The organism is Bradyrhizobium sp. USDA 3315, assembly GCF_054056795.1.
Map to the genome: position 1 here is coordinate 8492563 of NZ_JBSRYP010000001.1, position 23717 is coordinate 8516279.

At 65.2% G+C, this 23717-nt stretch carries 14 protein-coding genes; 7 read left to right on the top strand and 7 right to left on the bottom strand.

What is annotated here, in order from left to right:
* Nucleotides 1-119 precede the first annotated feature (119 nt).
* Together ACVIYL_RS39820 and ACVIYL_RS39825 are read left to right on the top strand one after the other, a co-directional pair.
* Nucleotides 120-803, top strand: a complete 684-nt coding sequence (locus ACVIYL_RS39820) for a hypothetical protein (RefSeq protein ID WP_456781143.1) — start codon at nt 120-122, stop codon at nt 801-803.
* A 124-nt stretch (nt 804-927) separates the two neighbouring features.
* Nucleotides 928-1707: an enoyl-CoA hydratase gene (locus tag ACVIYL_RS39825; protein ID WP_076833105.1), complete on the top strand. Its 780-nt coding sequence runs from the start codon at nt 928-930 to the stop codon at nt 1705-1707.
* A gap of 75 nt (nt 1708-1782) precedes the next feature.
* On the opposite strand, the gene ACVIYL_RS39830 is transcribed toward ACVIYL_RS39825, so the two are convergent.
* Nucleotides 1783-3654 carry an acetyl-CoA hydrolase/transferase C-terminal domain-containing protein gene (locus ACVIYL_RS39830; RefSeq protein ID WP_456781144.1) on the bottom strand — a complete coding sequence of 624 codons (1872 nt, stop codon included), beginning with the start codon at nt 3652-3654 and terminating at the stop codon, nt 1783-1785.
* A 242-nt stretch (nt 3655-3896) separates the two neighbouring features.
* On the opposite strand from ACVIYL_RS39830, the gene ACVIYL_RS39835 reads away from it, so the two are divergent.
* Nucleotides 3897-5315, top strand: a complete 1419-nt coding sequence (locus tag ACVIYL_RS39835; RefSeq protein WP_456781145.1) for a TolC family outer membrane protein — start codon at nt 3897-3899, stop codon at nt 5313-5315.
* A gap of 138 nt (nt 5316-5453) precedes the next feature.
* Nucleotides 5454-6422 (top strand): amidohydrolase family protein, encoded by a 969-nt coding sequence (locus ACVIYL_RS39840; protein ID WP_456781146.1) that lies wholly within the window; start codon nt 5454-5456, stop codon nt 6420-6422.
* On the opposite strand, the gene ACVIYL_RS39845 is transcribed toward ACVIYL_RS39840, so the two are convergent.
* From ACVIYL_RS39845 to ACVIYL_RS39855, 3 genes are all read right to left on the bottom strand, one after another.
* The gene (locus ACVIYL_RS39845; protein ID WP_225641774.1) at nt 6415-9549 is read right to left on the bottom strand and encodes an efflux RND transporter permease subunit; all 3135 of its coding nucleotides are present in this window, start codon (nt 9547-9549) and stop codon (nt 6415-6417) included. The genes ACVIYL_RS39840 and ACVIYL_RS39845 overlap by 8 nt on opposite strands.
* 115 nt (nt 9550-9664) lie before the next feature.
* Nucleotides 9665-10912, bottom strand: a complete 1248-nt coding sequence (locus tag ACVIYL_RS39850; RefSeq protein ID WP_456781147.1) for an efflux RND transporter periplasmic adaptor subunit — start codon at nt 10910-10912, stop codon at nt 9665-9667.
* A 151-nt stretch (nt 10913-11063) separates the two neighbouring features.
* Complete coding sequence (locus ACVIYL_RS39855) at nt 11064-12470, bottom strand: CoA transferase (protein ID WP_456781148.1); 1407 nt, start codon at nt 12468-12470, stop codon at nt 11064-11066.
* A gap of 122 nt (nt 12471-12592) precedes the next feature.
* Here ACVIYL_RS39855 and ACVIYL_RS39860 point away from each other — a divergent pair, with 122 nt between their 5' ends.
* Nucleotides 12593-12880 carry a hypothetical protein gene (locus ACVIYL_RS39860; RefSeq protein ID WP_018270628.1) on the top strand — a complete coding sequence of 96 codons (288 nt, stop codon included), beginning with the start codon at nt 12593-12595 and terminating at the stop codon, nt 12878-12880.
* 1053 nt (nt 12881-13933) lie between these two features.
* Here the strand turns inward: ACVIYL_RS39860 and ACVIYL_RS39865 are convergent.
* The 3 genes from ACVIYL_RS39865 to ACVIYL_RS39875 are packed head-to-tail and all read right to left on the bottom strand — an operon-like array spanning nt 13934 to nt 19687.
* Entirely contained in the window at nt 13934-17371 is a 3438-nt protein-coding gene (locus ACVIYL_RS39865) for an error-prone DNA polymerase (protein ID WP_456781149.1), read from the bottom strand.
* Nucleotides 17368-19017 (bottom strand): Y-family DNA polymerase, encoded by a 1650-nt coding sequence (locus tag ACVIYL_RS39870; RefSeq protein WP_456781150.1) that lies wholly within the window; start codon nt 19015-19017, stop codon nt 17368-17370. The genes ACVIYL_RS39865 and ACVIYL_RS39870 overlap by 4 nt, the downstream gene beginning before the upstream one ends.
* Entirely contained in the window at nt 18908-19687 is a 780-nt protein-coding gene (locus tag ACVIYL_RS39875) for an ImuA family protein (protein ID WP_456781151.1), read from the bottom strand. Before ACVIYL_RS39875 ends, ACVIYL_RS39870 begins: the two co-directional genes overlap by 110 nt.
* Nucleotides 19688-20070: 383 nt before the next feature.
* Between ACVIYL_RS39875 and ACVIYL_RS39880 the strand changes: the two genes are divergently transcribed.
* A complete protein-coding gene (locus ACVIYL_RS39880; RefSeq protein WP_456781152.1) occupies nt 20071-21519 on the top strand; it encodes a UdgX family uracil-DNA binding protein in 1449 nt (482 codons plus the stop codon).
* A gap of 539 nt (nt 21520-22058) precedes the next feature.
* Complete coding sequence (locus ACVIYL_RS39885) at nt 22059-23681, top strand: inorganic phosphate transporter (protein ID WP_057015669.1); 1623 nt, start codon at nt 22059-22061, stop codon at nt 23679-23681.
* The last annotated feature ends 36 nt before the right edge of the window (nt 23682-23717 follow it).

Consider the following 23717-nt stretch of genomic DNA (forward strand, 5'->3'; position numbering starts at 1 on the left):
GAAGAAATTGCCCAGCTTTTGCCCCCGGATGCCCGAAGATTCCCTTTTTCTGCCCCGGTGTGGACACGCAGCGGGGTCTCTTTTCGCCCTTGGGCGGGCGACATGGGGAGATCATCAAAATGAAGATCAAAGCCAGCGGGCGCTTGGCATTGATGGTTGCGACAGGACTGACAGGGCTTCTTGTGTGTCTCGCGGCTCCGTTGCCGGCGCATGCGGCCGGATCGGACGCATCGGCATCGAAATCCGACAGCGCAACGACCGACAAGTCCGCCGGGCAGAGTTCGCGGCATGGCCGGCGCTCGGCACGCCACCGGTCCTCCAGGACCACTGACAAGACCGCCGACAAATCCGACAGCAAGAACGCCACCAATAACGACGCCGGCAGGGTCACCTCGGCAGGCATTCCCGCTACCGTCGCCAACGCCAATGCGGAGCTGACCTCCGGCGACGACAATGCAGCGGCGACGCCGGTGAAAGCCAATGTGTTGATTGCCGCGGCCGACAAGCCCGCAGATCAGTCCGACGGTAATGTGGTCGCATCCGACCAGCTCAACGAGGTCGACCGCGCCCTGCAGCAGGAGCAGCCGGCGGAACAGCCGCGGCCGGCCCAGCCGCAGACCGCTCAACAGGAGGCATCGCCGGCGCCGCCGCCGACGGTTGCCGTGGCTGCACCCAAGCCGGCCCCGGTTCTGGCGAGCAGCGACAGCGCGAGCTGGGACCAGACCTCGCTGATCGGGAAGATCTTCATCGGGTTCGGCGCTTTGCTCACGGTGGCCTCCGCCGCGCGCATGTTCATGGCCTAGCGGAGGCACCTGCGGTGCGGCGCGGGGGGCGCCGCACCGCAGCCCAAAGCCTCGTTTCAGCCACTTGAAGCGCATCCCGTCAGCGGGCACATTGCCCGGCAAATCAGGCACGGGGTTTGCGTCCATGGCTACGTTCGAATTCATCATTGTCGAAAGCAAGGGACCGGTCGGCGTCATCACGCTGAACCGGCCGAAAATGCTGAATGCGCTCTCGTTCGGCGTGTTCCGCGAGATCGCCGCGGCGGTCGATGATCTCGAGGCCGACGACAAGATCGGCTGTATCCTGATCACCGGCAGCGAGAAGGCCTTCGCGGCCGGCGCCGACATCAAGGAGATGCAGCCAAAGGGCTTCATCGACATGTTCAACAGCGATTTCACCGCCATCGGCGGCGATCGCGTCGCCCGTTGCCGCAAGCCGACCATTGCCGCGGTCGCGGGCTATGCGCTCGGCGGCGGCTGCGAGCTCGCGATGATGTGCGACATCATCATCGCCGCCGACACCGCCAAGTTCGGCCAGCCGGAAATCACCCTCGGCACCATTCCCGGCATCGGCGGCACGCAGCGCCTGACCCGCGCGATCGGCAAGTCGAAGGCGATGGACCTCTGCCTGACCGGACGGATGATGGATGCGGCGGAAGCCGAGCGCTCGGGCCTCGTGTCGCGGATCGTGCCGGCCGACAAGCTGCTCGAGGAGGCGCTCGCGGCAGCCGAGAAGATCGCCTCGATGTCGCGTCCGGCCGCCGCGATGGCCAAGGAAGCCGTCAACCGCGCGTTCGAGACGCCGCTCGCAGAGGGCATGAATGTCGAGCGCAATCTGTTCCACTCGACCTTCGCGCTCGAGGATCGCTCCGAGGGCATGGCGGCGTTCATCGAGAAGCGCAAGCCGGTCAACAAGAACCGCTAAAGCATGATCCGGAAAAGTGCGAAGCGGTTTTCCGGACAAGATCATGCTCAAACAGCAGGCTAAGGCGCGACGATCTCATCGCGCTTTAGCCATTCGGCTCCGTTGCAAAGCCGCGGTGACGAGCGCGCGATAGGCGCGCTCGGCGAAATGCGTCGGCTTGTCGAGACCGAGCCGCGCCAGGCATTCGCGGTCGGGGGCATCGGGCGGATGCCGCATGCCCTGCCACAGCAGGCCGGCGAGTTGCAGCGGCGTGTGCTGCGCCTGCTGCAAGATCTGCAAGGCCGGAATCAACCGCTGCTCGACATCGGTGAAGTCGCTGCCGAACGGGAATGACGGCAGCAGCCCGGCATCGCGCGCGGGCCTCAGCGCATCGCCGATGCGCTCGGGATAATTTTCGCGATGCGCCGCAGGAATCTCGTAGCTGCGTTGCAGCTTGCCGGCATCCTTGGCCTGCCGCATCAATTCGTCCTGGAAACGGGAGTCCGAGACCTGCAGCATCGCGGCGATCACGTCGGCATCGGATTTCCCCCTGACGTCGGCAACGCCATACTCCGTGACAAAGACATCGCGCAGATGCCGCGGGATGGTCTCATGTCCATAGGACCAGCGGATGTTCGACTGCGCTTGCTTGCCGGACTGACGGGTCGCCTCCAGCGCCAGCACAGAACGTGCGCCCTCGAGCGCGAATGCCTGCGCCACAAAATTATACTGGCCGCCGACCCCGCTTACGACCTGGCCGTCCTCGAGGCCGTCCGAGATCGCAGCGCCGAGCAGCGTCGCCATCATCGCATTGTTGACGAAGCGCGCATCGACCCGGGCGCGACGCTTGCCGTCCTCGTCGCCGAAGATCTCGTTGGTGAAGGAAACCGGCATCATCTGGATTCGCGCCAGCCGCTCCGGTGCCATCTCGCGCAGCACCCGGTAGAATGATGGCGGGCCCAGGAAGAATGCGCCGTGCAGGATCACGCCGCCGACCTCGCGCTTGAGGATTCCGGCGTCGATCAGCCCGAGGAACGCCTCGAACAGCATCTCGCTGACGCCGTAGAGCCCCTTTTCGAACGACCCAGTCTCGGCCGCGGCGAGTTGCCCGGTACCGGGCGCAAGGCGCTGCATGATGCCGTGGAATTCGGCGTTGTCGCGATGGCGGACCACGAGCCCCTGCGCCAGCGCGTCGCCGACCTGCCCGATGCCGATCTGCAACGTGCCGCCGTCGCGGACCAGACCGGCGGCATGCAAGCCGATCGCATATTTGGTGTCGCTGATCGGCTCGGACGGCGGCGCGAACAGCGGGAAATCGGTCTCTGGACTGTCGAGCACCGCGGCGAATTCATCCGCCGGCAGGTCGCCGGCGCCGGGCATGAACGGCAGCTCGGAATTGACCTGGCCGATCAGCTTGAACGACGCCCGCCCCTGCGCACGGGCGCGCAGCACGTCGAGCGTGGTGTCGGTGTTGCAGCTCAGGCTGTAGCGCGGCGCGCCGTCGACCATGCGCTTGGCAACTAGCTGAGGCACGACATTCAGTCCGCGCGACAACAAATATGACGCCGCATGGGTGTAGTTGGCGGAAATGTAGTGCTGTTGCGCGAATGGCTGGTGCAGCCACTGCCCCGCGAGGAAGAAGAACTCGATCACCTTGATGTTGGGCGGAAGTGCGCCAAGATGCAGCGCATCCGCATAGGCGAGATCCGGATAGCCGCCGAACAGGCGATCGATCACCGGACCGATGAAACGCCGTTCGAGCAGGCTCTTCGGTTTCGGCTTTTCCAGCGTCAGCGCGGAGAACAGCGTCAGGTTGATGGAGCGGTCGGCCACTGCTCGCGCATACAGCGCGTTGACGATGTGGTTGGCCTTGCCGAGGCCGAGCGGCAGCCCGACCACCAGTTCGGTTCCGACGTCACGAATGATGTGCTCCGCGATCGCCTCGGGGTCGGAGAAGAATATCGGCATCAGCAATGGACCCGGACGAGACGGTGGATAACCGGCATCGTTGAATCGACGGCCGGCGGTTCAAACTTATACTTCATATGACCGATACGTGCGCCTGTGACGAACCGGCAACAGACAAGAACTGAAATGATGTGCAGATGTCGCGCGGCGGTTTGTCTGTGGCGGCACCGCCCCGTAAACAGGTAGATGTGTCGGCGGCGTCGGCGGGGGCGCACTGCCGGAGTTTTGGTTTGCGGGATCACATGGTTGAGCGTGCCGCGAGGGTCGGCGACGTAGCGAGGCGCGTGCTTTTGTCGGGCATCGGCCTTGGCGTGCTGGCATGTGCGCTGCTGACGGAGACCGCGGCCCGCGCCGAGAGCCTGCCGGAAGCCCTGGTCAAGGCGTATCAGACCAATCCGCAACTCAACGCCGAGCGGGCGCGCCAGCGTGCGACCGACGAGAACGTGCCGCAGGCGCTGGCCGGCTACCGTCCCCAGATCATTGCCGGCCTGTCGGTCGGCCTGCAGGCGGTGCGCGACCAGCTGCCCGGCAATGTGATCCAGACCGCAACGCTGAAGCCGTGGCAGATCGGCGTCACGGTGACGCAGACCCTGTTCAACGGCTTCAAGACCGCCAACAGCGTCCGCGTCGCCGAGTTGCAGGTGCAGTCCGGCCGCGAGGCGTTGCGCAATGTCGGCCAGGGTGTGCTGCTCGACGCCGTCACCGCCTACACCAATGTGCTCGCCAACCAGACCCTGGTCGAGGCGCAGCGCGCCAACGTCGCCTTCCTGAAGGAGACCCGGGCAATCACCGAACGGCGCCTCAATGCCGGCGACGTGACGCCGACCGATACCGCACAGGCCGAGGCACGGCTCAACCGCGGCCTCGCCGACCTCAACGCCGCCGAGGTCAATTATGCGATCAGTCAGGCCACCTATGCGCAGGTGGTTGGCAGCGCGCCATCCCAGTTGCGTCCGGCCGAGACCATCGACCGGCTGCTGCCGCGCAGCCGCGAGGATGCGATCGCGCTCTCGCTCCGCGAGCATCCCGCCGTCACCGCGGCAGGCTTTGACGTCGACGTTGCCTCGACCACGATCCGCGTCGCCGAGAGCAGCCTGATGCCGAATGTCTCCGTGCAGGGCAGCGTCAGCCGCAGCCGCGACACCGACACCACGCTCGGCAGCTTCGGCACCGATCAAGCCTCGGTGATCGGTCAGGTGACGCAGCCGATCTATGACGGCGGCACCGCCGCATCGCAGACCCGGCAGGCCAAGGAGGTCGCGGCGCAGAGCCGGCTGGTGCTGGATCAGGTCCGCAATCAGGCCAAGACCGCCGTGGTCAGCGCGTGGGTCGCCAATGAGGGCGCCAAGATCGCGGTATCTGCCTCGGAGTCCGAGATGAAGGCCGCGGAGGTTGCGCTGGCCGGCGTGCAGAAAGAAGCCGCGGGCGGCCAGCGCACCACGGTCGACGTGCTCAACGCGCAGCAGGATCTGATCACCGCGCGAGCACGGCTGATCGGTGCGCAGCGCGACCGCGTGATCGCCTCCTACACGCTGCTCAGCGCAACCGGGCGCCTTGACGTCAAGACGCTGAACCTGAAGACGCCAGACTACCTGCCCGAGGTGCACTACCATCAGGTGCGCGACGCCTGGCACGGCCTGCGCACGCCGTCGGGACAATAGGCATCGTGGAACCGTTCGCACCGCGAACGGGCCCTTCCCGCCCGCTCTCTCCGCCGATAACCTCCGCCCCCGCCGGCAACCCATAATGCCGGCGCGCGTATGACGCGCATAACAGCCGAGCACGCAGGGAGACGTCCAATGCTGACGCGACGCGATATGATGGTGGCTTCCATCGCAGCCGGAGTGACCATGACCAGCAGCAACGCATTTTCCAAGGCAGCGCAGCCATCGACCGCGGTGAATTTCGACATGCCCGCCGGGGCGTGCGACTGCCACACCCATATCCATGGCGACCCCGAGAAATTCCCGTTCTTCGCCGGCCGCGTCTACACGCCGGAACCGGCCTCGCCGGAGGAGATGAGCGCGCTGCACAAGACGCTCCATGTCGAGCGCGTGGTGATCGTGACACCGAGCGTCTATGGCCCCGACAATTCGTCGACCCTGTTCGGCATCACGGCCCGCGGGCCGACCGCGCGCGGCGTCGCCGTGATCGACGACAAGACCAGCGAGAGCGATCTCGATGCCATGAACAAGGCCGGCTTCCGCGGCATCCGCCTCAACCTCGCGACCGGCGGCGTCAACGATCCGAATGTCGGCCGACAGCGCTTCTCGGCCGCGATCGAGCGGATGAAGGCGCGCGGCTGGCATGTGCAGCTGTTCACCAGCCTCGCCATGATCTCCGCGATCAAGGACCTCGTCGCTACAGCGCCGGTGCCGGTCGTGTTCGACCATTTCGGCGGCGCCGAGGCCGCCCTCGGCACGGACCAGCCGGGATTTGCCGACCTGCTCGCGCTGGTCAAGTCCGGCAAGGCCTATGTCAAGATTTCCGGCGCCTACCGCGCCTCCAAGCTTGCGCCCGATTATGCCGACGCCACGCCGCTGGCGCAGGCACTGATCGCAGCCAATGCCGAGCGCATCGTCTGGGGCACCGACTGGCCGCACCCGGATTCGGTGACGCCGCAAGGCAGGAAGGTCACCGACGTGACGCCGCTGTTTCAGATCGACGACGGCCGCCTCCTCAACCAGCTTCCGGTCTGGGCGCCGGATGCCGCGATCCGCAAGGCGATCCTGGTCGACAACCCGGCGCGGCTCTACGGCTTCACCTGAGGCTGTCCTTCGGCCGGCGCGAGAAGTAGGAGATCAACACCGGCAGCGTGATCAGGATCACCAGCGGCGCCAGCATCATGCCGGTGACAACGACGATGGCGAGCGGCTTCTGCACCTGCGAGCCGATGCCCTCCGACACCGCCGCCGGCAACAGGCCGACGCCCGCCACCACGCAGGTCATCAGCACCGGACGCAGCTGCAGCTCGCCGGTGCGGATCACCGCGCGCATCCGGTCGTAGCCCTCGTCGATCAGCTGGTTGAACTGCGACAGGATGATGATGCCGTCCATCACCGCGATGCCGAACAGCGCGATGAAGCCGATCGCCGCCGAGACGCTGAACGGAATCCCCGAGATCAGAAGCCCGAGCACGCCGCCGAAGATCGCCATCGGGATCACGCTCATCGCGAGCATGGTGTCGACCATCGAGCCGAAATTGAAGAACAGCAGCACCGCGATCAGCGCGAGGCTGATCGGCACCACGATCGACAGCCGCCTGATCGCATCCTGCAGATTGCCGAACTCGCCGACCCACTCGACGCGAGATCCCGGCGGCAGCTGCACCTGCTCGTCGATCTTCTGCTGCGCCTCCCGGATCGCGCTGCCGAGGTCACGCTCGCGGACCGAGAACTTGATCGGCAAATAGCGCTCCTGCTGCTCGCGGTAGATATAGGCCGCGCCGGAGATCAGGTTGATCGAGGCCACTTCGGAGAGCGGTATCTGCGTGATGCCGCCGTTGGCGTTGGCCACCCCGATCCGCAAGTTCTGGATCGCCTCCGCGCTCTTGCGATATTCCGGCGCAAGGCGGACGATAATCGGAAAGTGCCGGTCGCTGCCGGGCTCATAGAGGTCGCCGGCGCTGTCGCCGCCGACCGCAACCCGGATCGTGGCGTTGATGTCGCCCGGCGACAGGCCATAGCGCGCGGCGCGCGCGCGATCGACGTCGATCTGGATGGTCGGCTGGCCGAGCGAGGTGAACACCGCAAGATCGGTGACGCCCTGCACCGTCGACAGCACCGACTTGATCTTGTTGGCGGTGTCGGTCAGCGCCTGCAGATCATTGCCGTAGAGCTTGATCGAGTTCTCGCCCTTCACGCCGGACACCGCTTCCGACACGTTGTCCTGCAGATACTGCGAGAAATTGAATTCGACGCCCGGGAATTTCTCCTGCAACTGCGCCAGCAATTGCGCGGTCAGCACGTCCTTGTCGTGAGTATTTGGCCATTCGCTGGCCGGCTTCAGCGGCGCGAAGAATTCGGCGTTGAACAGGCCGGCCGCATCGGTGCCGTCGTCGGGACGGCCGTGCTGCGACACCACCGATACCACCTCGGGACGGCTGCGGATCAGCTTCCGCATCTCGTTGACATAGGCATTGCCCTCCTGCAGCGAGATCGTCGGCGGCAGCGTGGCGCGGATCCACAGATTGCCCTCTTCCAGCTTGGGCAGGAATTCGAGGCCGAGGAAGCGCGCGAAGATGATGGTCATGACCACGAGGCCGGCCGCGCCGGCCATCACCAGCTTGCGGTTGGCGATCGCCCAGTTCAGCACCGGCAGGTAGATCGCGTCGAGCTTCTTGACGATCCAGGTCTCGGTCTCGTGGATATGCGCCGGCAGGATGATCGCGCTGAACGCCGGAGTGACCGTGAACGTCGCCAGCAGCCCGCCGGCCAGCGCGTAAGCATAGGTGCGCGCCATCGGGCCGAAGATGTTGCCCTCGACGCCGGACAGCGTGAACAGCGGAAGGAACGCCGCGATGATGATCGCCGCGGCAAAGAAGATCGAGCGCGACACGTCGGCGGCCGCCGACAGGATCGCGTGGCTCTTCATTCCCATCACCGTGTCCTCGGAGATGTGGCTTCGCTCGTCTTCCGACAGCGCGGTGGTCTGCGACAGCCGGCGGAAGATCGCCTCCACCATGATCACGGTGGCATCGACGATCAGGCCGAAATCGATCGCGCCGACCGACAGCAGATTGGCGGATTCGCCGCGCAGCACCAGGATGATCACGGCGAAGAACAGCGCGAACGGGATCGTCGCGCCGACGATCAGCGCGCTGCGGAGGTCGCCGAGGAAGATCCACTGCAACAGCACGATCAGGAGGATGCCGACCACCATGTTGTGCAGCACGGTGTGGGTGGTGAGCTCGATCAGGTCCTTGCGATCGTAGATCCGCTCGATCTTCACGCCGGGCGGCAGGATCGAGGAATGGTTGATGTCGTGGACCAGCTGCTCGACGCGGGAGATCGTCGGCGAGCTCTGCTCGCCGCGGCGCATCAGGACGATGCCCTGCACGATGTCGTCGTCATTGTCGAGGCCGGCGATGCCGAGCCGCGGCTTCTCGCCGATCGTGACATGGGCGATGTCGCGCACCAGCACCGGATTGCCGCCGGACTGCGAGACCATAGTGTTGGCGAGGTCGTCGATCGAGCGGATCAGGCCGACGCCGCGCACCACGGCCGATTGCGAGCCGATGTTCACGGTGTTGCCGCCGACATTGATGTTGGCGTTGGACACCGCCTGCAGCACCTGCGGCAGCGTCAGTCCGTTGGCGACCAGCTTGTTGAAGTCGACCTGGATCTCGTAGGTCTTGGTCTTGCCGCCCCAGCCGGTGACGTCGATCACGCCGGGCACCGCGCGGAAGCGGCGCTGCAGCACCCAGTCCTGCAGCGTCTTGAGGTCGAGCACGCTGTAGTTCGGCGGTCCCTTCAGGCGGTAGCGGAAGATTTCGCCAATCGGGCTGAGCGGCGAGATGCCGGGCAGCACGTTGCCCGGCAGCGGCGCGAGCTGCGACAGGCGGTTGAGCACCTGTTGCAGCGCCTCGTCATAGGTGTAGTCGAAGGAGAACTGCAGCTTGACGTCGGAAAGGCCGTACAGCGAGATGGTACGGATGGTCTTGAGGTTCTTGATGCCGGCGACCTGGGTCTCGATCGGGATCGTGATGTAGCGTTCGATCTCCTCGGCCGAGAGGCCCGGGCTCTGCGTCACGATATCGACCATCGGCGGGGTCGGATCGGGATAGGCCTCGATGTTGAGCTGCTTGAACGCGAGCAGGCCGCCGATCAAGACGGCCACGAACATGGCCACCATCAAGTAGCGGCGATTGACGGCAAGGGCGACGAGGCGATCCATTCAGATCGGCGCTTTCAACTGGAAGGGAATTTTCTTGTTGAGCGTGATCTCCGCGCAAACGCGTTGCGCGTTTGTCGCGAGGGAAAACCGCTTCCCACTTTTCCGGATCATGCGCTTAGGTGCCTGATGCGGCGCGGTCGATGAAGAGGCTTCCCTTCGTCACGATCTGCTCGCCCGGCTTGAGGTTGCCGGCCACCTCGACGAGGTCGCCATTGATGAGGCCGGGCTTGATCTGACGCAGCTCGATGGTCTTGTCCTCGGCCCTCGCGACCCAGAGCCGAACCTGGTCGCCCTCGTAGATCAGCGCCTGCTTCGGCACGCCGACTGCCGGGTGATCGCCCTTCGAATACAGCGTCACATTGGCGAACATCTCGGGCTTCAGCCGCTTGTCGGCGTTGTCGATGGTGGCGCGAACCAGGAGCCGGCGCGAGGTCGCGTCGATCGCCGCGGCGACATAGTTGACCCGGGCGTTCAGCGTCTTGCCCGGCAGCGCCATCACGCTGAAGGTGAGGTCCTGGCCGACCGCGACATTGTCTGCGTCGGATTCGCGGACAAAGGCGATCAGCCAGACCGTCGACAGATCGCCGATCACGTAGACCGGGTCGCTGGCGCCGGTCGAGACATACTGGCCGGGACCGGCCTTGCGCTGGACCACGGTGCCGCCGATCGGCGCGAACACCGTCGTCTCCGGATTGATGCGGCCCTTCTGCCGCAGCGTCGTGATGTCGTCGTCGCCGAAGCCGAGAATGTGCAGCTTGTTCTGCGCCGCTTCCAAAAGCGTCTGCGCCGAGCGCGCATCGTTCTGCGCTTGCACCAGCGCGGTCTGGGCCTGCTGATAATCCTTCAGCGGGATCGCCTTGCCCTCGGACAGATCCTTGGCGCGCTTCTCCTGGATCTGCGCCAGGTCGAGCGCCGACTGCGCCTTGTTGAGACCGGTCATCGCCGCGATGTAGTCGTTCTGTGCCTGCACGGTGTCGGCCGCCTCGATCACGAACAGCGGCTGGCCCTTCACCACGGCATCGCCCGGCCGCACCATGAGGCGGGTGACGCGCCCGGTATAGGGCGAGTAGACCGGGGTGGAGCGGTCCTCATCGATGCCGATCTTGCCCTCGGTCACCAGCTCGGAGCGGAAGGTGTGCTCGCTCACGGTCTGGAAGGTCAGGCTGGCCCACTCGGCCGCCGACGGCGCATAGCGCGCGCCGCCCTTGCGGGACTGGCTGGAGACTTCCGAAGATGTCTGCTTTTCCGAGCCGAAACGCGTGTAGCCATAGGCACCCGCGCAGGCAACCGCCAGCAGCGCCGCGGCCACGACCAGGCGCGGGCGGCTAAAGCTCTGCATTCTCTTGGTAAACTCTTTCACCATGCGGTCCGCGGGGTCAATCGTTGCAGCATCCGGCGGGACGGCCCCAGCGGTGCGCTAATAGTGCTGAATTGGCGTCTCAAACAACCTAAAAATCGCCCTTCGGCGATGCCTGTCGTTAAAGTTTGCATAGCCTGAACGGCAGCTGAATGTCTCATCCGGGAAACTCCGGGGCAGGAAACTCCGGAGGGTGGCTGCCGAGCGGCATGGCCGGACGGGACCAATGGGCCGGGGTCCTGGACAGCACGGCGGCATGCCGGACCGAGCTCAGCGTGCCAAAGCCTGACGGCAGCCGTTCGATGAAGGGCTGCACCGCATCCGCCTTCAGGTCCTCGGTCGCAAGGCCTCCTTCGAGGCGGCCGAGATTCCACAGCCAGCGTCCGGTCTGCGCCAGCGATACCCGGACGTGCCAGCTGCCGCCTTCGCGGGCCTGGCGGGCCTTCGCCATCATGGCACCGAACGCCATGAAATATCCGGTGGCGTGGTCGAGCATCTGGGCCGGCAATTCCTTCGGCCCATCTGTGCCGGCCGCCTGTCCTTCGGCATGATTGAAGCCGGTCGTGGTCTGCACCAGCGAGTCGAAGCCGCGGCGCCCGGCCCACGGGCCGGCATGGCCGTAGGCCGACAGTGTCACATAGACGATCCCGGGATTGATCCGCGCCGCTTCCTCCGGCGAGAAGCCGAGCCGCGCGATCGCCTGCGGCCGATATCCCTGCGAGAGAATATCGGCCTGCGCCAACAGCCCCTGCATCACACCCCGCCCCTCCTCGCTCCGCAGTTCGAGGAAGCTCGTGAGCTTGCCGCGGCCGGTGTCGATGGTGAGCCAGGGGATCGCCGGCAGATCGGGACCGGAGATCAGGAGTACGTCGGCGCCATGCGCCGCGAGCGTACGGCCCGCGACGGGACCGGCGATTACGCGCGACAGATCGAGCACACGGATGCCGGCCAGCGGCCGGTTGCCCGCGGGCCACGGCTTCGGTGCGGCCTCGCCGATCTTCTCGATCGAGATCAGCGGCAGTTTTGCCAGTTCTTTGGCATGCGTCGTCGCCGACCACTCGTCGTGCGAGCGCATCAAGGCGACGACGCCGCCGGCGGCGTAGGCCGCGGTCTCGAACGCCTCGCCGTCCCATTGCAGCAGCGCGGCCTGGACCTCGTCACGCTCGGCGTTGCAGCCGAGCACCTTGCAGACGGCGTCGCGATGATGCGGGAAATTGGTGTGCAGGCGGACAAAGCGGTTGTCTTTGACACGATAGACGCCGGCGATCTTGTCCCAGGCCGGCGGCGGCGGCTTGTCGTCGACGCGCAAATAGCGCTCGCTGCGGCATTCGACGACGGCATGGCGGATGTCGACCGCGACGTCCTGCTGCTCGCCGCTGCGGGCCTTCCAGATCTCGGCCGCGGCGAGGCCGGCTGCTGCGATCGGCGCCTGCGCTGCGGCTGCGACCCGAAACGACGACGGCAGCTGCGGCTCGCTGCCGGTCAATGTGACCGCATCGAGCGCGGCCGGCGCGCCGCCGGCGCCGGTCCAGACATCGGAAAGGATTTCACGAATGTCCTGCATGCGCATACCCGTTTGCGATTATCCTATGCCCGAGCATGATGACAAAAAGGCGGTGCCCGATCCCAACAATCATTTCCGGCCCTGCTTATATCCAGCTCTGCCCGACCCACACAGGAGTTGCAATGGCTGCCATCGATCCTCTCACCGCCGGCGCTGTCTTCCTCGCGACCGCAGCGACCGACGCGGTCTATGTCATGTTCACCTCGGCGGTCGTGGCGCGCAAGCGCGTGCCGGCGGCGACCTGGAGCAGCGTCTGGTATGTGCTCTCCTCCTATGCGGTGATCAGCTACACCGAAAACTGGCTCTACGTCGCCTTCGCCGCCCTCGGCTCGTGGGTCGGCGCCTATGCATCGATCACCTTCCTGCACCGCCCGCCGGGCGGACCGCCGGTCGGCGCCGCGGTGGAGTAGCATGCAGCGGCTGAGGAAGTCATCCGTCGTCGATGCGACGTGGGGCCCGTCCGACAGGGACCGGTTGTAAGCTACGTGTCAGCATTGGCGTGTAGGCTACGCGTTCGCATTCACGCGACATCAGTCGATGAACTGGTTGGATGGACAATGGCGCGTTCGCACCGCATGAACTCGGAGAACCCATACGCCGCGGCACCCGCGCATGCGGGTTTTGAACCGAGAGGACACGTCCTCCGCCGTCGTCCCGGCGAAGGCCGGGACCCATACTCCGCAGCGGGTGTTGTGAATGGGACTCGTCGTTCCGGCGTCGCGCAAGACAATTCCCATTTGTGGTTATGGGTCCCGGACGACACTGAATTTGTTACGGCATCGGTGGCATGCACCCGCGTTCTCGCGACATGATCTGTCCGAGCTTTGCATTTCGTTTCGCCACTCTGGAAACAGAGGGCGCAGGGAAAGCCGGGTGCCGATCGCACCCATGGGCCCCGAGCAATGGGTAGAAAGCTCGGGGGTAGGACCACAGGTGTAACCGGAAACAACCCGGCTTTCCCTGCGCGATGGCTTACGGCTTATACGTGCTCTCCCCGGCGAGACTGGGCTTTGTTGTCACCATCTTCAACGCGCATCGCGCAATGCGAAAAGACACCTACCGCTAGGGCGTCAGGCCTGCACGATTTCGCCGTCCGCCTCATGCGCACTCGTCAGTTGCGCAATCAGCGTCCACCGCATCTCGACCCACGTTCGTGACGACCGCGAAGCGCCCCTCGATCGGGTGAGACGGGCATATTGAACATCTGAGTTGGGTCTGCCGTCAAGTCAAATTCCGAAAAGCCGAAGAAAATATTCGGGGATCGACGGCAGAGGATGGGATTGTTTCGTTTCGCTCGCGATAACGTGGATAGAGGATACCGTCATCCTGAGGTGCGCGCGCTTGCGCGCCTCAGGATGCACGGCCCCGCTGGCAGTCGCGCGGAGAAAGCCGGACCGTCGCCCTTCGAGACGACCGCTCCGCGGCCTCCTCAGGGTGACGGTGAGAGAGCCGTCGCACGTGGTTCAATGGAAATCGCGGGACGGCGGCAGGATGCGGACGTTGCGCGGGTGGCGGATCTTTTGCGGCGAGTTGTCGCCGTGATCGCGGCGGTCGTCGTTGAGCGGCTCGATCAGCGCGGGGCCCGCCGGCACCGGATGCTTGCGGCTCAAGGATTCATTTGCGAGGCCGATCAGATCGTGGGAGCGATCGGTCATGCGCTGCGCCACCAGATGCGTCACGCCCTCCGGGCTGCTCTGGATATAGCCCTCGACCAGGATCAGGCGCGCGCCCATCACCTCCTTGCGGTACTGCTCCATCACCTTCGGCCACACCACGATGTTGGCGATGCCGGTCTCGTCCTCCAGCGTCATGAACACGACGCCCTTGGCGCTGCCCGGCCGCTGCCGCACCAGCACGACGCCGGCACAGCGGACACGGCGGCGGTCGTTGCTCTGGTTGATGGTGTGACAGGCGACGACGCGCTCCTTCGTGAAGGTGTCGCGCAAAAACTCCATCGGATGGCCCTTCAGCGACAGGCGAATGGTCTGATAGTCGGCGACCACCTGCTCCGGACGCGGCATCTCCGGCAGCGGCTTGGCGCCCTCATCCGGCTGCTCGCGTGCGGTGGCGGCCTCGAACAGCGGCAGCGGCACGTCGTCGGGCAGCCGGCGCACCGCCCACAGCGCCTCGCGGCGGTCGAGCCCGAGCGAGCGGAACGCATCGGCGTCGGCGAGCAGGATCAGCGCGCGCTTGGGCAGGCCGGTGTCGCGGGCGAAGTCTTCCAGCGAGGTGAACGGCCGGCGGTTGCGCGCGGCAACGATGCGGTCGGCCCAGTCTGTCTCAACACCGTCATTCCGGGGATCGCGAAGCGAGAACCCGGAATCTCGAGATTCCGGGTCTGGTGCTAGCGCACCATCCCGGAATGACAGTTGAAGCTGTTTCAGCCTCTCCTCGTCCTCATCCAGCCAGTGAAATCCGTCGATCTGGCGAAAGCCGAGCCGCACCGCGCAATGATCGCCGACCTTCTCCTCCAGCGTGTTCTGCGCAAAGCTGAAGGAGACATCGACTTCGCGCACCGTGACGCCGTTCTTGCGGGCGTCGCCGATGATCTGGGCCGGTGCATAGAAGCCCATCGGCTGCGAGTTGAGCAGGCTGCAGCAGAACGCATCGGGATGATGGTGCTTCAGCCATGAGGAGATGTAGACGAGCTGCGCAAAACTCGCGGCGTGGCTTTCCGGGAAGCCGTAGGAGCCGAAACCCTTGATCTGGTCGAAGCAGCTGCGGGCGAAGTCGGGTGAATATCCGCGCGCCACCATGTTGCCGACCAGCTTCTCCTCGTAGCTGCCGATGGTACCGAGATTGCGGAAGGTCGCCATCGAGCGGCGCAGGCCGTTGGCTTCCTCCGACGTGAAATGGGCCGCCTCGATCGCGATCCGCATCGCCTGCTCCTGGAACAGCGGCACGCCGAGCGTCTTGTGCAGCACGTTGTAGAGCTCGTCCTTGTCGCCCTGGTCGGGCGCTGGCGATGGATAGCTGACCTTTTCCTGGCCGTTCCGCCGGCGCAGATAAGGATGCACCATGTCGCCCTGGATCGGCCCCGGGCGCACGATCGCGACCTCGATGACGAGATCGTAGAAGGTACGCGGCTTCAGCCGCGGCAGCATGTTCATTTGCGCCCGGCTCTCGACCTGGAACACGCCGAGCGATTCACCGCGGCACAGCATGTCGTAAACTTTCTTGTCGTCCTGCGGGACCGAAGCTAGCTCCCAGTGCTCGCCCTTGTGGTCGGCGATCAGGTCAAAACATTTGCGGATGCAGGTCAGCATGCCCAGCGCCAGCACGTCGACCTTCATCATGCTAAGGGCGTCGACGTCGTCCTTGTCCCATTCGATGAAAGTGCGGTCGTCCATCGCGGCGTTGCCGATTGGCACATAGGTGTCGAGCCGGTCCTGGGTCAGTACATAGCCGCCGACATGCTGCGAGAGATGACGCGGAAACTCGATCAGCTCGGTGGCGAGCTCGACCGCGAGGTTGATCATCGCATTTTTGGGATCGAGCCCGGCCTGTCGCACCTGCATGTCGTTGAGGCCCTTGCCCCAGCTGCCCCACACGGTGTCGGCGAGCGCCGCGGTGACGTCCTCGGTCAGCCCGAGCGCCTTGCCGACGTCACGGATCGCGCTGCGCGGGCGATAATGGATCACGGTGGCGATGATCGCGGCGCGGTGGCGGCCGTAGCGGCGGTAGACATATTGCATCACCTCCTCGCGCCGCGAATGCTCGAAATCGACGTCGATGTCGGGCGGCTCCAGCCGCTCCTTGGAGATGAAGCGCTCGAACAACAGATCGACCTTGGTCGGATCGACCGAGGTGACGCCAAGCACGAAGCAGACCGCGGAATTGGCTGCCGAGCCGCGTCCTTGGCACAGGATGTTCTGGCTGCGCGCATAGTGCACGATGTCGTGCACGGTGAGGAAGTAATGCGCGTATTTCAGCTCGGCGATCAGCGCGAGCTCCTTGTTCAGGGTGGTGCGAAGCTTTTCGTCGATCTCGCCGCCGAAATATTTGTCGACACCGGCCCAGGTCAAATCTTCCAGATGCTGCTGCGCGGTCTTGCCCGGCGGCACCGGCTCGTCGGGATACTGATATTTGAGCTGGTCGAGCGAGAAAGAGATGCGTGCAGCAAAGCGCATGGTTTCCGCGATCGCGTCCGGCAGATCGCGAAACAGCCTGATCATTTCATGCGCCGGCTTGAGATGCCGCTCGGCATTGGCCTCGAGCCTGCGGCCGACCGCCTCGATCGTGGTCTTTTCGCGGATGCAGGTCAGCACGTCCTGCAGCGGGCGGCGCGCCGGATGGTGATAGAGCACCTCGTTGGTGGCGATGAGCGGCACACCGGCGTCGGTGGCGAGGCCATGCAGCCGCGCGAGGCGGCGCCTGTCGTCGCCGCGATAGAGCAGGCTTGCGGCGAGCCAGACGCCGTCGGCGGCGCTTGCCTTCAGCTTTGCAAGCAGATCGAGCGTGCCTGCCTCCTCAAAGCGATGCGGCAGCGCCAGCACCAGGAGCTGCCCCTCGACGAAGTCGAGGAGGTCGGCGAGCTTCAGATGGCACTCGCCTTTCTCGATCCGCACGATGTCGTCGCCGCGCTTGCCGCGGGTCAGGAGCTGGCACAGCCGGCCATAGGCGGCGCGATCGCGCGGATAGACCAGGATGTCGGGCGTAGAGTCGATGAAGACGATGCGGGCGCCTATCAAAAGCTTTGGCGGATGGGCAACCTTCTCGCTGTCGAGCTCCTTCCAGGCGCGCACCACGCCGGCCAGCGTGTTGTGATCGGCGAGCCCGATCACGGGAATCCCGAGTTCGCTCGCCTGATGCACATAGGCGCGCGGATCGGAACCGCCGCGCAGGAAGGAGAAATTGCTGGTGATGCCGATCTCGGCATAATCAGGTGGAGGTGCGCTCATGCGAACAGCCCATGCACATACCAGTTGGCCGGAACGGGCTTGCCCTCCTCGTCGCGCAGCTCGCTCTCGTAGAGACCGTCGCGAAAGATCCAGAAGCGCTGGCCTTCGGCATCCTCGACGCGGAAATAATCGCGCGTCAGCGACGCGCCGTCCTGCTTCCACCATTCCATCGCGATGCGCTCGGGGCCCTCGACCCGCACCACCTCGTGCTGCGCGCGCCGCCAGGTGAATTGATGCGGCGGACCGTCGGGCACGGTCGCGAACGGCACCTTGATCGGTTCGGGCTGCTCGAATAGCCGCAAGGGACGCAGCGGTGGTTCGCTCGCAACGTGCTCCGGCCAGGCGGCGGCGCTGGCCGCGGCCAGATGATGCTGCGCCGGCAGCGCGAGCGCCGATCGTTCGGGGATGTGGCTCTCCAGCGGCAGATGCACGACGACGCGTTTTCCGCCGATGCGGGCGGCGATGCGGTCGATCAGCGCCGAGAGCTCGTCATTGTCGTGTATGGTGGCGTCGAGATCGCGCTGCTGCTGTACCACGATCTCGGTACGCCCTGCGGCGAGGCGAATGAGATCGAAGCCGAAGCCGGGATCGAGCGGATCATTCAGCGCATCGAGCCGCTCGCGGAACAGGCGATCGATCATCTCGGGCCGCGTCACCGGACGCCCGGTCTCGACCATGATCGCGCGCACCGCACCGTCGGTGCGGAAGAAGCTCGCTTCCAGCTGCCGCGCACCTTTGCCCTGCTTGTCCATCGCCGCAACCAGCATCTTGGCAAGGCTTGAGAGCGTCAGCGCGATCACGGTGTCGGTCGCGATCGGCTCGGGGAAACGCTTCTCGACGATGTAATCGGGCAGCGGCTTGCGCGGGCTGATCGGAGCATCGCCCTGCCCGAGCGCGTGGTTGAGCAAGGTGGTGAAGGCCGCACCGAACCGCGCCGAGATTTCATGCGGCGCGCGCGAGGCGACATCGCCGATGGTCTTCAAGCCGGCGCGGCGCAGGCCGGTGGTGACAGCGGCATCGGCGCCGAGCGCCGACACCGGCAGCGGGCCGACCGCCGCCGCCTCCTCGCCATCGGCGACAATCTTGCCCGAGGCGGTGCGCGTCAGCGTACGCGCCGCGATCGAGGTGCCGGCAATGGCCGCGCTGACGGCAAAGCCGCGCCGGCTCAGCGCCCCCGTCACGGTCTGTAGCAGCGCTCGCTCGCCGCCGAACAGATGCGCGCAGCCGGTGATGTCGAGAAACAGACCGTAAGGCAGATCGAGCGCGACCAGCGGCGTGAAGCGGTCGCACCAGTCGGCGATGTCGTTCAGCGTCTTCAGATCGGCGGCGGGATCGGCATCATAGACCGTGAGCTCCGGACAGATCGCCCGCGCATTGGCGAGCGGCAGCCCGATCGACAGCCCGGCGCGCACCGCGGCCTCGTCGATCGCGTGCAGCAGGATGGCGTTGTGGTCTTTTGCGACGACGACGCTGGGGAGTTCTGCTTTCTTCGCCTCTCCCGCTTGCGGGAGAGGGAGCCCTGCCACCTCCCGTGCATCAGCTTGCGAGGCGATGTCCTGCGCGAGCTTGCGCTTGATGCGGTCGATGGGCAGGCGTGGCAGCCACAGGCTGAGAATACGCCGACGGTTCACTGAATTGGCACTCATCACATTTCCATTCCATGATCCATCGCCCGACCGGGCCATGACGATTGCGCACGAGTTCGGCCTCGAAGCACGGCGCGCCCCACACGCTCGCGGCATTGCCCGGCGGCGAATGCGCCGCGCGCACGATCCAGCGCGTCTCCGCGGTCGAGGGGATCGGGGTTGCCGCGATCCGCAGCACCAGCGCGGTGACGCCGGAGGCCTGCGCGGCCAGGGTCAATTTGCGGCTGGCGACGAGATCGAGCTGGCGCGCCTGGCCCCAGACCTCGAGCACGACCGCGCCGAGCGCATCGCAGGCGAGCGCGTCGGCCGCGGTGCGCAGGCCGCTGTCGACATCGGCGGCGCGCACCGTGACCAAGAGGCGCGGATCGAGGCCGAGCTCGGCAAGCCCGCGTATCGATAGCGCGCCGTTTTCGCGATCGGAAAAATCCTGCCGCACCCAGACCAGCGGCTTGCGTGCCGACAGCCGTCCGGCGAGCCCCGCGATGAAACCGCTCGCCGCGCCGCCTTGATGGCCGGCCGCAAACACCTCGTGCAATGCCGCCGGCGCAAGTCCGCCGCGCAGCATCGCATCCGCGCCGGCGTGTCCGAGCGCGACGCGGTTCGGCATCGCCGCATCCGATGGCGCCTCGATGCGCGCGATGCTGCCGCGCAGAGACGCAAGCGTACCCATGCGTGCGGCGGCGCATGATCCGCCAAAGTGTGAGCGGTTTGGCGACAAGATCATGCGCCTTTCTTAAAAAAGAGGAGCGCGATCGGACGCAAAACCGGCGACCACTTTTGCTGATCGCGCTCCGGCATATGCGCCGCTCCTTCCAACCAAAATTTGAGGCCGTCACTGGTCTGAACAGAGAACCAGGGACTGGCTCATTTGTTCATGATATGTTCTAATATAAAGCTAACAGGGCCCGCAGAGTCAATCGGATTGGTGAGCTCATTGATTCATGAGTGGAATCAATGGGATTCAGCAGCCGCCGAACCGGACGGGCCCTGATCTTCCGCAGTGTTAGCCACGCAGGCCCCGAAAATGGCGCGTGACGGAAACGGAGCAATCGCATGCGCATCATCGTGCTCGACAACGACACCGATTTCGAGGGCTGGCGCAAGGCCGCGCGGCGATTGGCGCTGAACGATGTGAAGCCCGCAGAGATCACATGGACCGTACGCAGCGACGACGAATTGTCGTCGGCATCCTGCGTGAATGAATTGCCGGATACGCCGCAGGCGCGGTTCAATGTGTCGGCCAAATTCGTCGAGCTCGCAAAGGCCGCGATCCTGCATCGCAGTGACGAACGCTTCGCCCTGCTCTATCGCCTGCTGTGGCGGCTGCGCAGCCATCACGATCTGCTCAGTGCGACCGATGATCCCGATGTCGCCGAGGTCCACGCGATGGCGCGCGCGGTCTATGTCGATATCGACAGGATGCATGCGCATCTGCGCTTCCGCGAGATCGGCCGCGAACGGACGGCGCATTACGTCGCCTGGTTCGAGCCGGAGCATCGCATCGTCGAACTTGCCGCGCCGTTCTTCGCCGGCCGCTTCGCCGACATGCCGTGGTCGATCCTGACCCCCGACGTCTGCGCACATTGGGACGGGCACGCGATCTCGATCACGCCGGGCGTCGCCAAATCCGAAGTGCCGACCGAGGACCGGCTCGAGGAGGCCTGGCGGCGTCACGACAACGGCCGCTTCAATCCCGCACGGCTGAAAGTGATGGAGATGCCGCAAGCCTATTGGAGGAACCTGCCCGAGGACTCGATCATTAAACCCCTGATCGAAGACGCAATGCGCATGACCAGCGGCCCCTTCATCGCACGCAAGGCGGCCGAGCCGCAGAAGCGGCAGGATACGCCGATGCCCCGCAAGCAAGTTCAAGGCAAGCAAGTTCAAGACAGGCAAGCTCACGACACCATCGCGGCCTTGCGCGAGGAGGCCGCCGATTGCCGCGCCTGCCCGCTGTGGAAAGACGCAACCCAGACCGTGTTCGGCGAGGGACCGCAAAGCGCAACGCTGATGCTGGTCGGCGAGCAGCCCGGCGACAAGGAAGATCTCGCAGGCCACCCCTTCGTCGGACCGGCCGGCCAGATGCTCGATCGCGCGCTGCAGGAAGCCGGCATCGATCGCCGCAAGGTCTATGTCACCAACGCGGTGAAGCACTTCAAATTCGTGCCGCACGGCAAGATCCGGCTGCACCAGAAGCCGAGCACACCGGAGATCCGCGCCTGCCGCCAATGGTACGAGCGCGAGCTCGCCACCATCAAGCCGGACCTCGTGATGGCGCTCGGCGCCACCGCGGCGCAGAGCGTGCTCGGCAAGATCACGCCGATCAACAAGAACCGCGGCCATCTGATCGACCACGACGGAACCAAGGTGCTCGTCACTGTGCACCCGTCCTATCTGTTGCGGCTGCCGGATGAAAAAGCCAAGGCGCTGGAATATCAGCGCTTTATCGACGACCTGAAAATCGCCGCACATCAGTTGCGCAGATCAGTCGATGCAGCTTGAGTTCCGTAAAACCAGCGGAACCTGAGGAACCACATCGCAACGAGAAATTGTTCTAAGCTGCGGACAAATACCTACAACCTTTAATTGATCCGTGGTAGGGTAGCATGTTCCGCAGGTATCGGGCGTCATGTTCACGCCATGACGTACCCTGAGGCGGGCGCGCTGCGCGGTTTGCTAGCCCCGATCGTGCGGCGCGCCACCTCATCTCTCATCAATCCGCCTCCCTCATTCGCGATCCTCCCACTCGCAGGCGCCCGCCGAATTCTCCGGCTGCCCGGCCGGCCGGATGCCGGTGTGACGTCCTCCGCACATTGTCTCGCCCTGCGAAACGCAGGCCACAGCTTTCCGTCGCGATCCGCGATCCCTTTTTGCTGACGATTGCCACGAGGCCGCGAAGCCACGTGCGCGCTCAATGCGTTGCACAAAAATTCGGCTCGATGTCCACCGTCACCGCAAACCGGTGCATCTCGCGGGGCCGGATTTCAATTGCTTGTCATATGCATCGATCAAAATCGGGAGCATTGGGACAGGAGTTTACCATGAGCGATATGGCGTTACCCGGCTCGATCGAGCCCGCCCTGAAAAAGGGTCCGGACCTCGACAAGGGCTTTCATCCTCTCACCGGGGTTATCTATTTGGGCGTGGTTGCGGCCGCGCTGCTGTTCGTTGCCTACAGCATCTATGCCGATGTCGACGCCACCGGCACGCGCATCACCTCGTTCCTGCCGTACATCCTGCTGTTCGTCGCGCTGCTGATCGCGCTCGGCTTCGAATTCGTCAACGGCTTCCATGACACCGCGAACGCGGTCGCCACCGTGATCTACACCCGCTCGCTGCCGGCGCATGTCGCCGTGGTGTGGTCGGGCATGTTCAACCTGATCGGCGTGCTGCTCTCCAGCGGCGCCGTCGCGTTCGGCATCGTCTCGCTGCTTCCGGTCGAACTGATCCTGCAGGTCGGCAGCAGTGCCGGCTTTGCCATGGTGTTCGCGCTCTTGATCGCCGCCATCATCTGGAATCTCGGCACCTGGTGGCTCGGCCTGCCGGCCTCGAGCTCGCACACCCTGATCGGTTCGATCATGGGCGTCGGCATCACCAACGCGCTGCTGCGCGGCCGTGACGGCACCTCGGGCGTCGACTGGTCGCAGGCGACCAACATCGCGAAGGCGCTGCTGCTGTCGCCGCTGTTCGGCTTCGCGCTCGCCGCCGGCCTGCTCTACCTCCTCAAGATCGCGCTGCAGCGCGCGACGCCGGCGCTGTTCGGCGAACCGGTCGGCGACCAGCCGCCGCCGTGGTGGATCCGCGGCATCCTGATCCTGACCTGCACACTGGTCAGCTTCTTCCACGGCTCCAATGACGGTCAGAAGGGCATGGGCCTGATCATGCTGATCCTGATCGGCACCGTGCCGACCGCCTATGCGCTGAACCGCGCAATGCCCTCGAGCCAGATCGAGCTGTTCACGGCGCACTCGACCGCGGCCAGCAAGGTCATCGAAGGCAAGGCCGCCGGTTACAACGTGATCGGCAACCCGCGCCCGGCCGTGACCAACTATGTCGCGCAGCACCAGATCAACGAAGGCACCTTTCCGTCGCTTGCGGTGCTGGTGCGCGACATCGGCCAGCAGGTTGCCCAGTATGGATCGCTGGCCAAGTTCCCGGCTGACGCGGTCGGCAACACCCGTAACGACATGTACCTGGCGTCCGAGGCGATCCGTTTCCTGATGAAGGACAAGGAAGCCGAGCTGACCGCTGCCGACATCGCCACGCTGAACCAGTACAAGGGCTCGCTCGATGCCGCGACGAAGTTCATCCCGAGCTGGGTGAAGTTCGCCGTCGCCATCGCGCTCGGCCTCGGCACCATGGTCGGCTGGAAGCGTATCGTCGTCACCGTCGGCGAGAAGATCGGCAAGACCCACCTGACCTACGCGCAGGGCGCCTGCGCCGAGATCACGGCGGCCGCGACGATCGCGGCGGCCGACGGCTACGGCCTGCCGGTCTCGACCACGCACGTGCTGTCGTCAGGCATCGCCGGCACCATGGCCGCCAACGGCTCCGGCCTGCAATGGGCCACGATCCGCAACATCGCGATGGCCTGGGTGCTGACGCTGCCGGCCGCGATGATCATCTCGGGCGTTCTCTACTACGTGTTCTACCACCTGTTCTGACGCCCCACGCTTTCGGCGCAGCAACGCGCCGGACAA

Coding starts and splice junctions, on each gene's coding strand:
- ACVIYL_RS39820 (WP_456781143.1), top strand. CDS start 120: ATGAAGATCAAAGCCAGCGGGCGCTTGGCATTGATGGTTGCGACAGGA.
- ACVIYL_RS39825 (WP_076833105.1), top strand. CDS start 928: ATGGCTACGTTCGAATTCATCATTGTCGAAAGCAAGGGACCGGTCGGC.
- ACVIYL_RS39830 (WP_456781144.1), bottom strand. CDS start 3,654: ATGCCGATATTCTTCTCCGACCCCGAGGCGATCGCGGAGCACATCATT.
- ACVIYL_RS39835 (WP_456781145.1), top strand. CDS start 3,897: ATGGTTGAGCGTGCCGCGAGGGTCGGCGACGTAGCGAGGCGCGTGCTT.
- ACVIYL_RS39840 (WP_456781146.1), top strand. CDS start 5,454: ATGCTGACGCGACGCGATATGATGGTGGCTTCCATCGCAGCCGGAGTG.
- ACVIYL_RS39845 (WP_225641774.1), bottom strand. CDS start 9,549: ATGGATCGCCTCGTCGCCCTTGCCGTCAATCGCCGCTACTTGATGGTG.
- ACVIYL_RS39850 (WP_456781147.1), bottom strand. CDS start 10,912: ATGGTGAAAGAGTTTACCAAGAGAATGCAGAGCTTTAGCCGCCCGCGC.
- ACVIYL_RS39855 (WP_456781148.1), bottom strand. CDS start 12,470: ATGCAGGACATTCGTGAAATCCTTTCCGATGTCTGGACCGGCGCCGGC.
- ACVIYL_RS39860 (WP_018270628.1), top strand. CDS start 12,593: ATGGCTGCCATCGATCCTCTCACCGCCGGCGCTGTCTTCCTCGCGACC.
- ACVIYL_RS39865 (WP_456781149.1), bottom strand. CDS start 17,371: ATGAGCGCACCTCCACCTGATTATGCCGAGATCGGCATCACCAGCAAT.
- ACVIYL_RS39870 (WP_456781150.1), bottom strand. CDS start 19,017: ATGAGTGCCAATTCAGTGAACCGTCGGCGTATTCTCAGCCTGTGGCTG.
- ACVIYL_RS39875 (WP_456781151.1), bottom strand. CDS start 19,687: ATGGGTACGCTTGCGTCTCTGCGCGGCAGCATCGCGCGCATCGAGGCG.
- ACVIYL_RS39880 (WP_456781152.1), top strand. CDS start 20,071: ATGCGCATCATCGTGCTCGACAACGACACCGATTTCGAGGGCTGGCGC.
- ACVIYL_RS39885 (WP_057015669.1), top strand. CDS start 22,059: ATGAGCGATATGGCGTTACCCGGCTCGATCGAGCCCGCCCTGAAAAAG.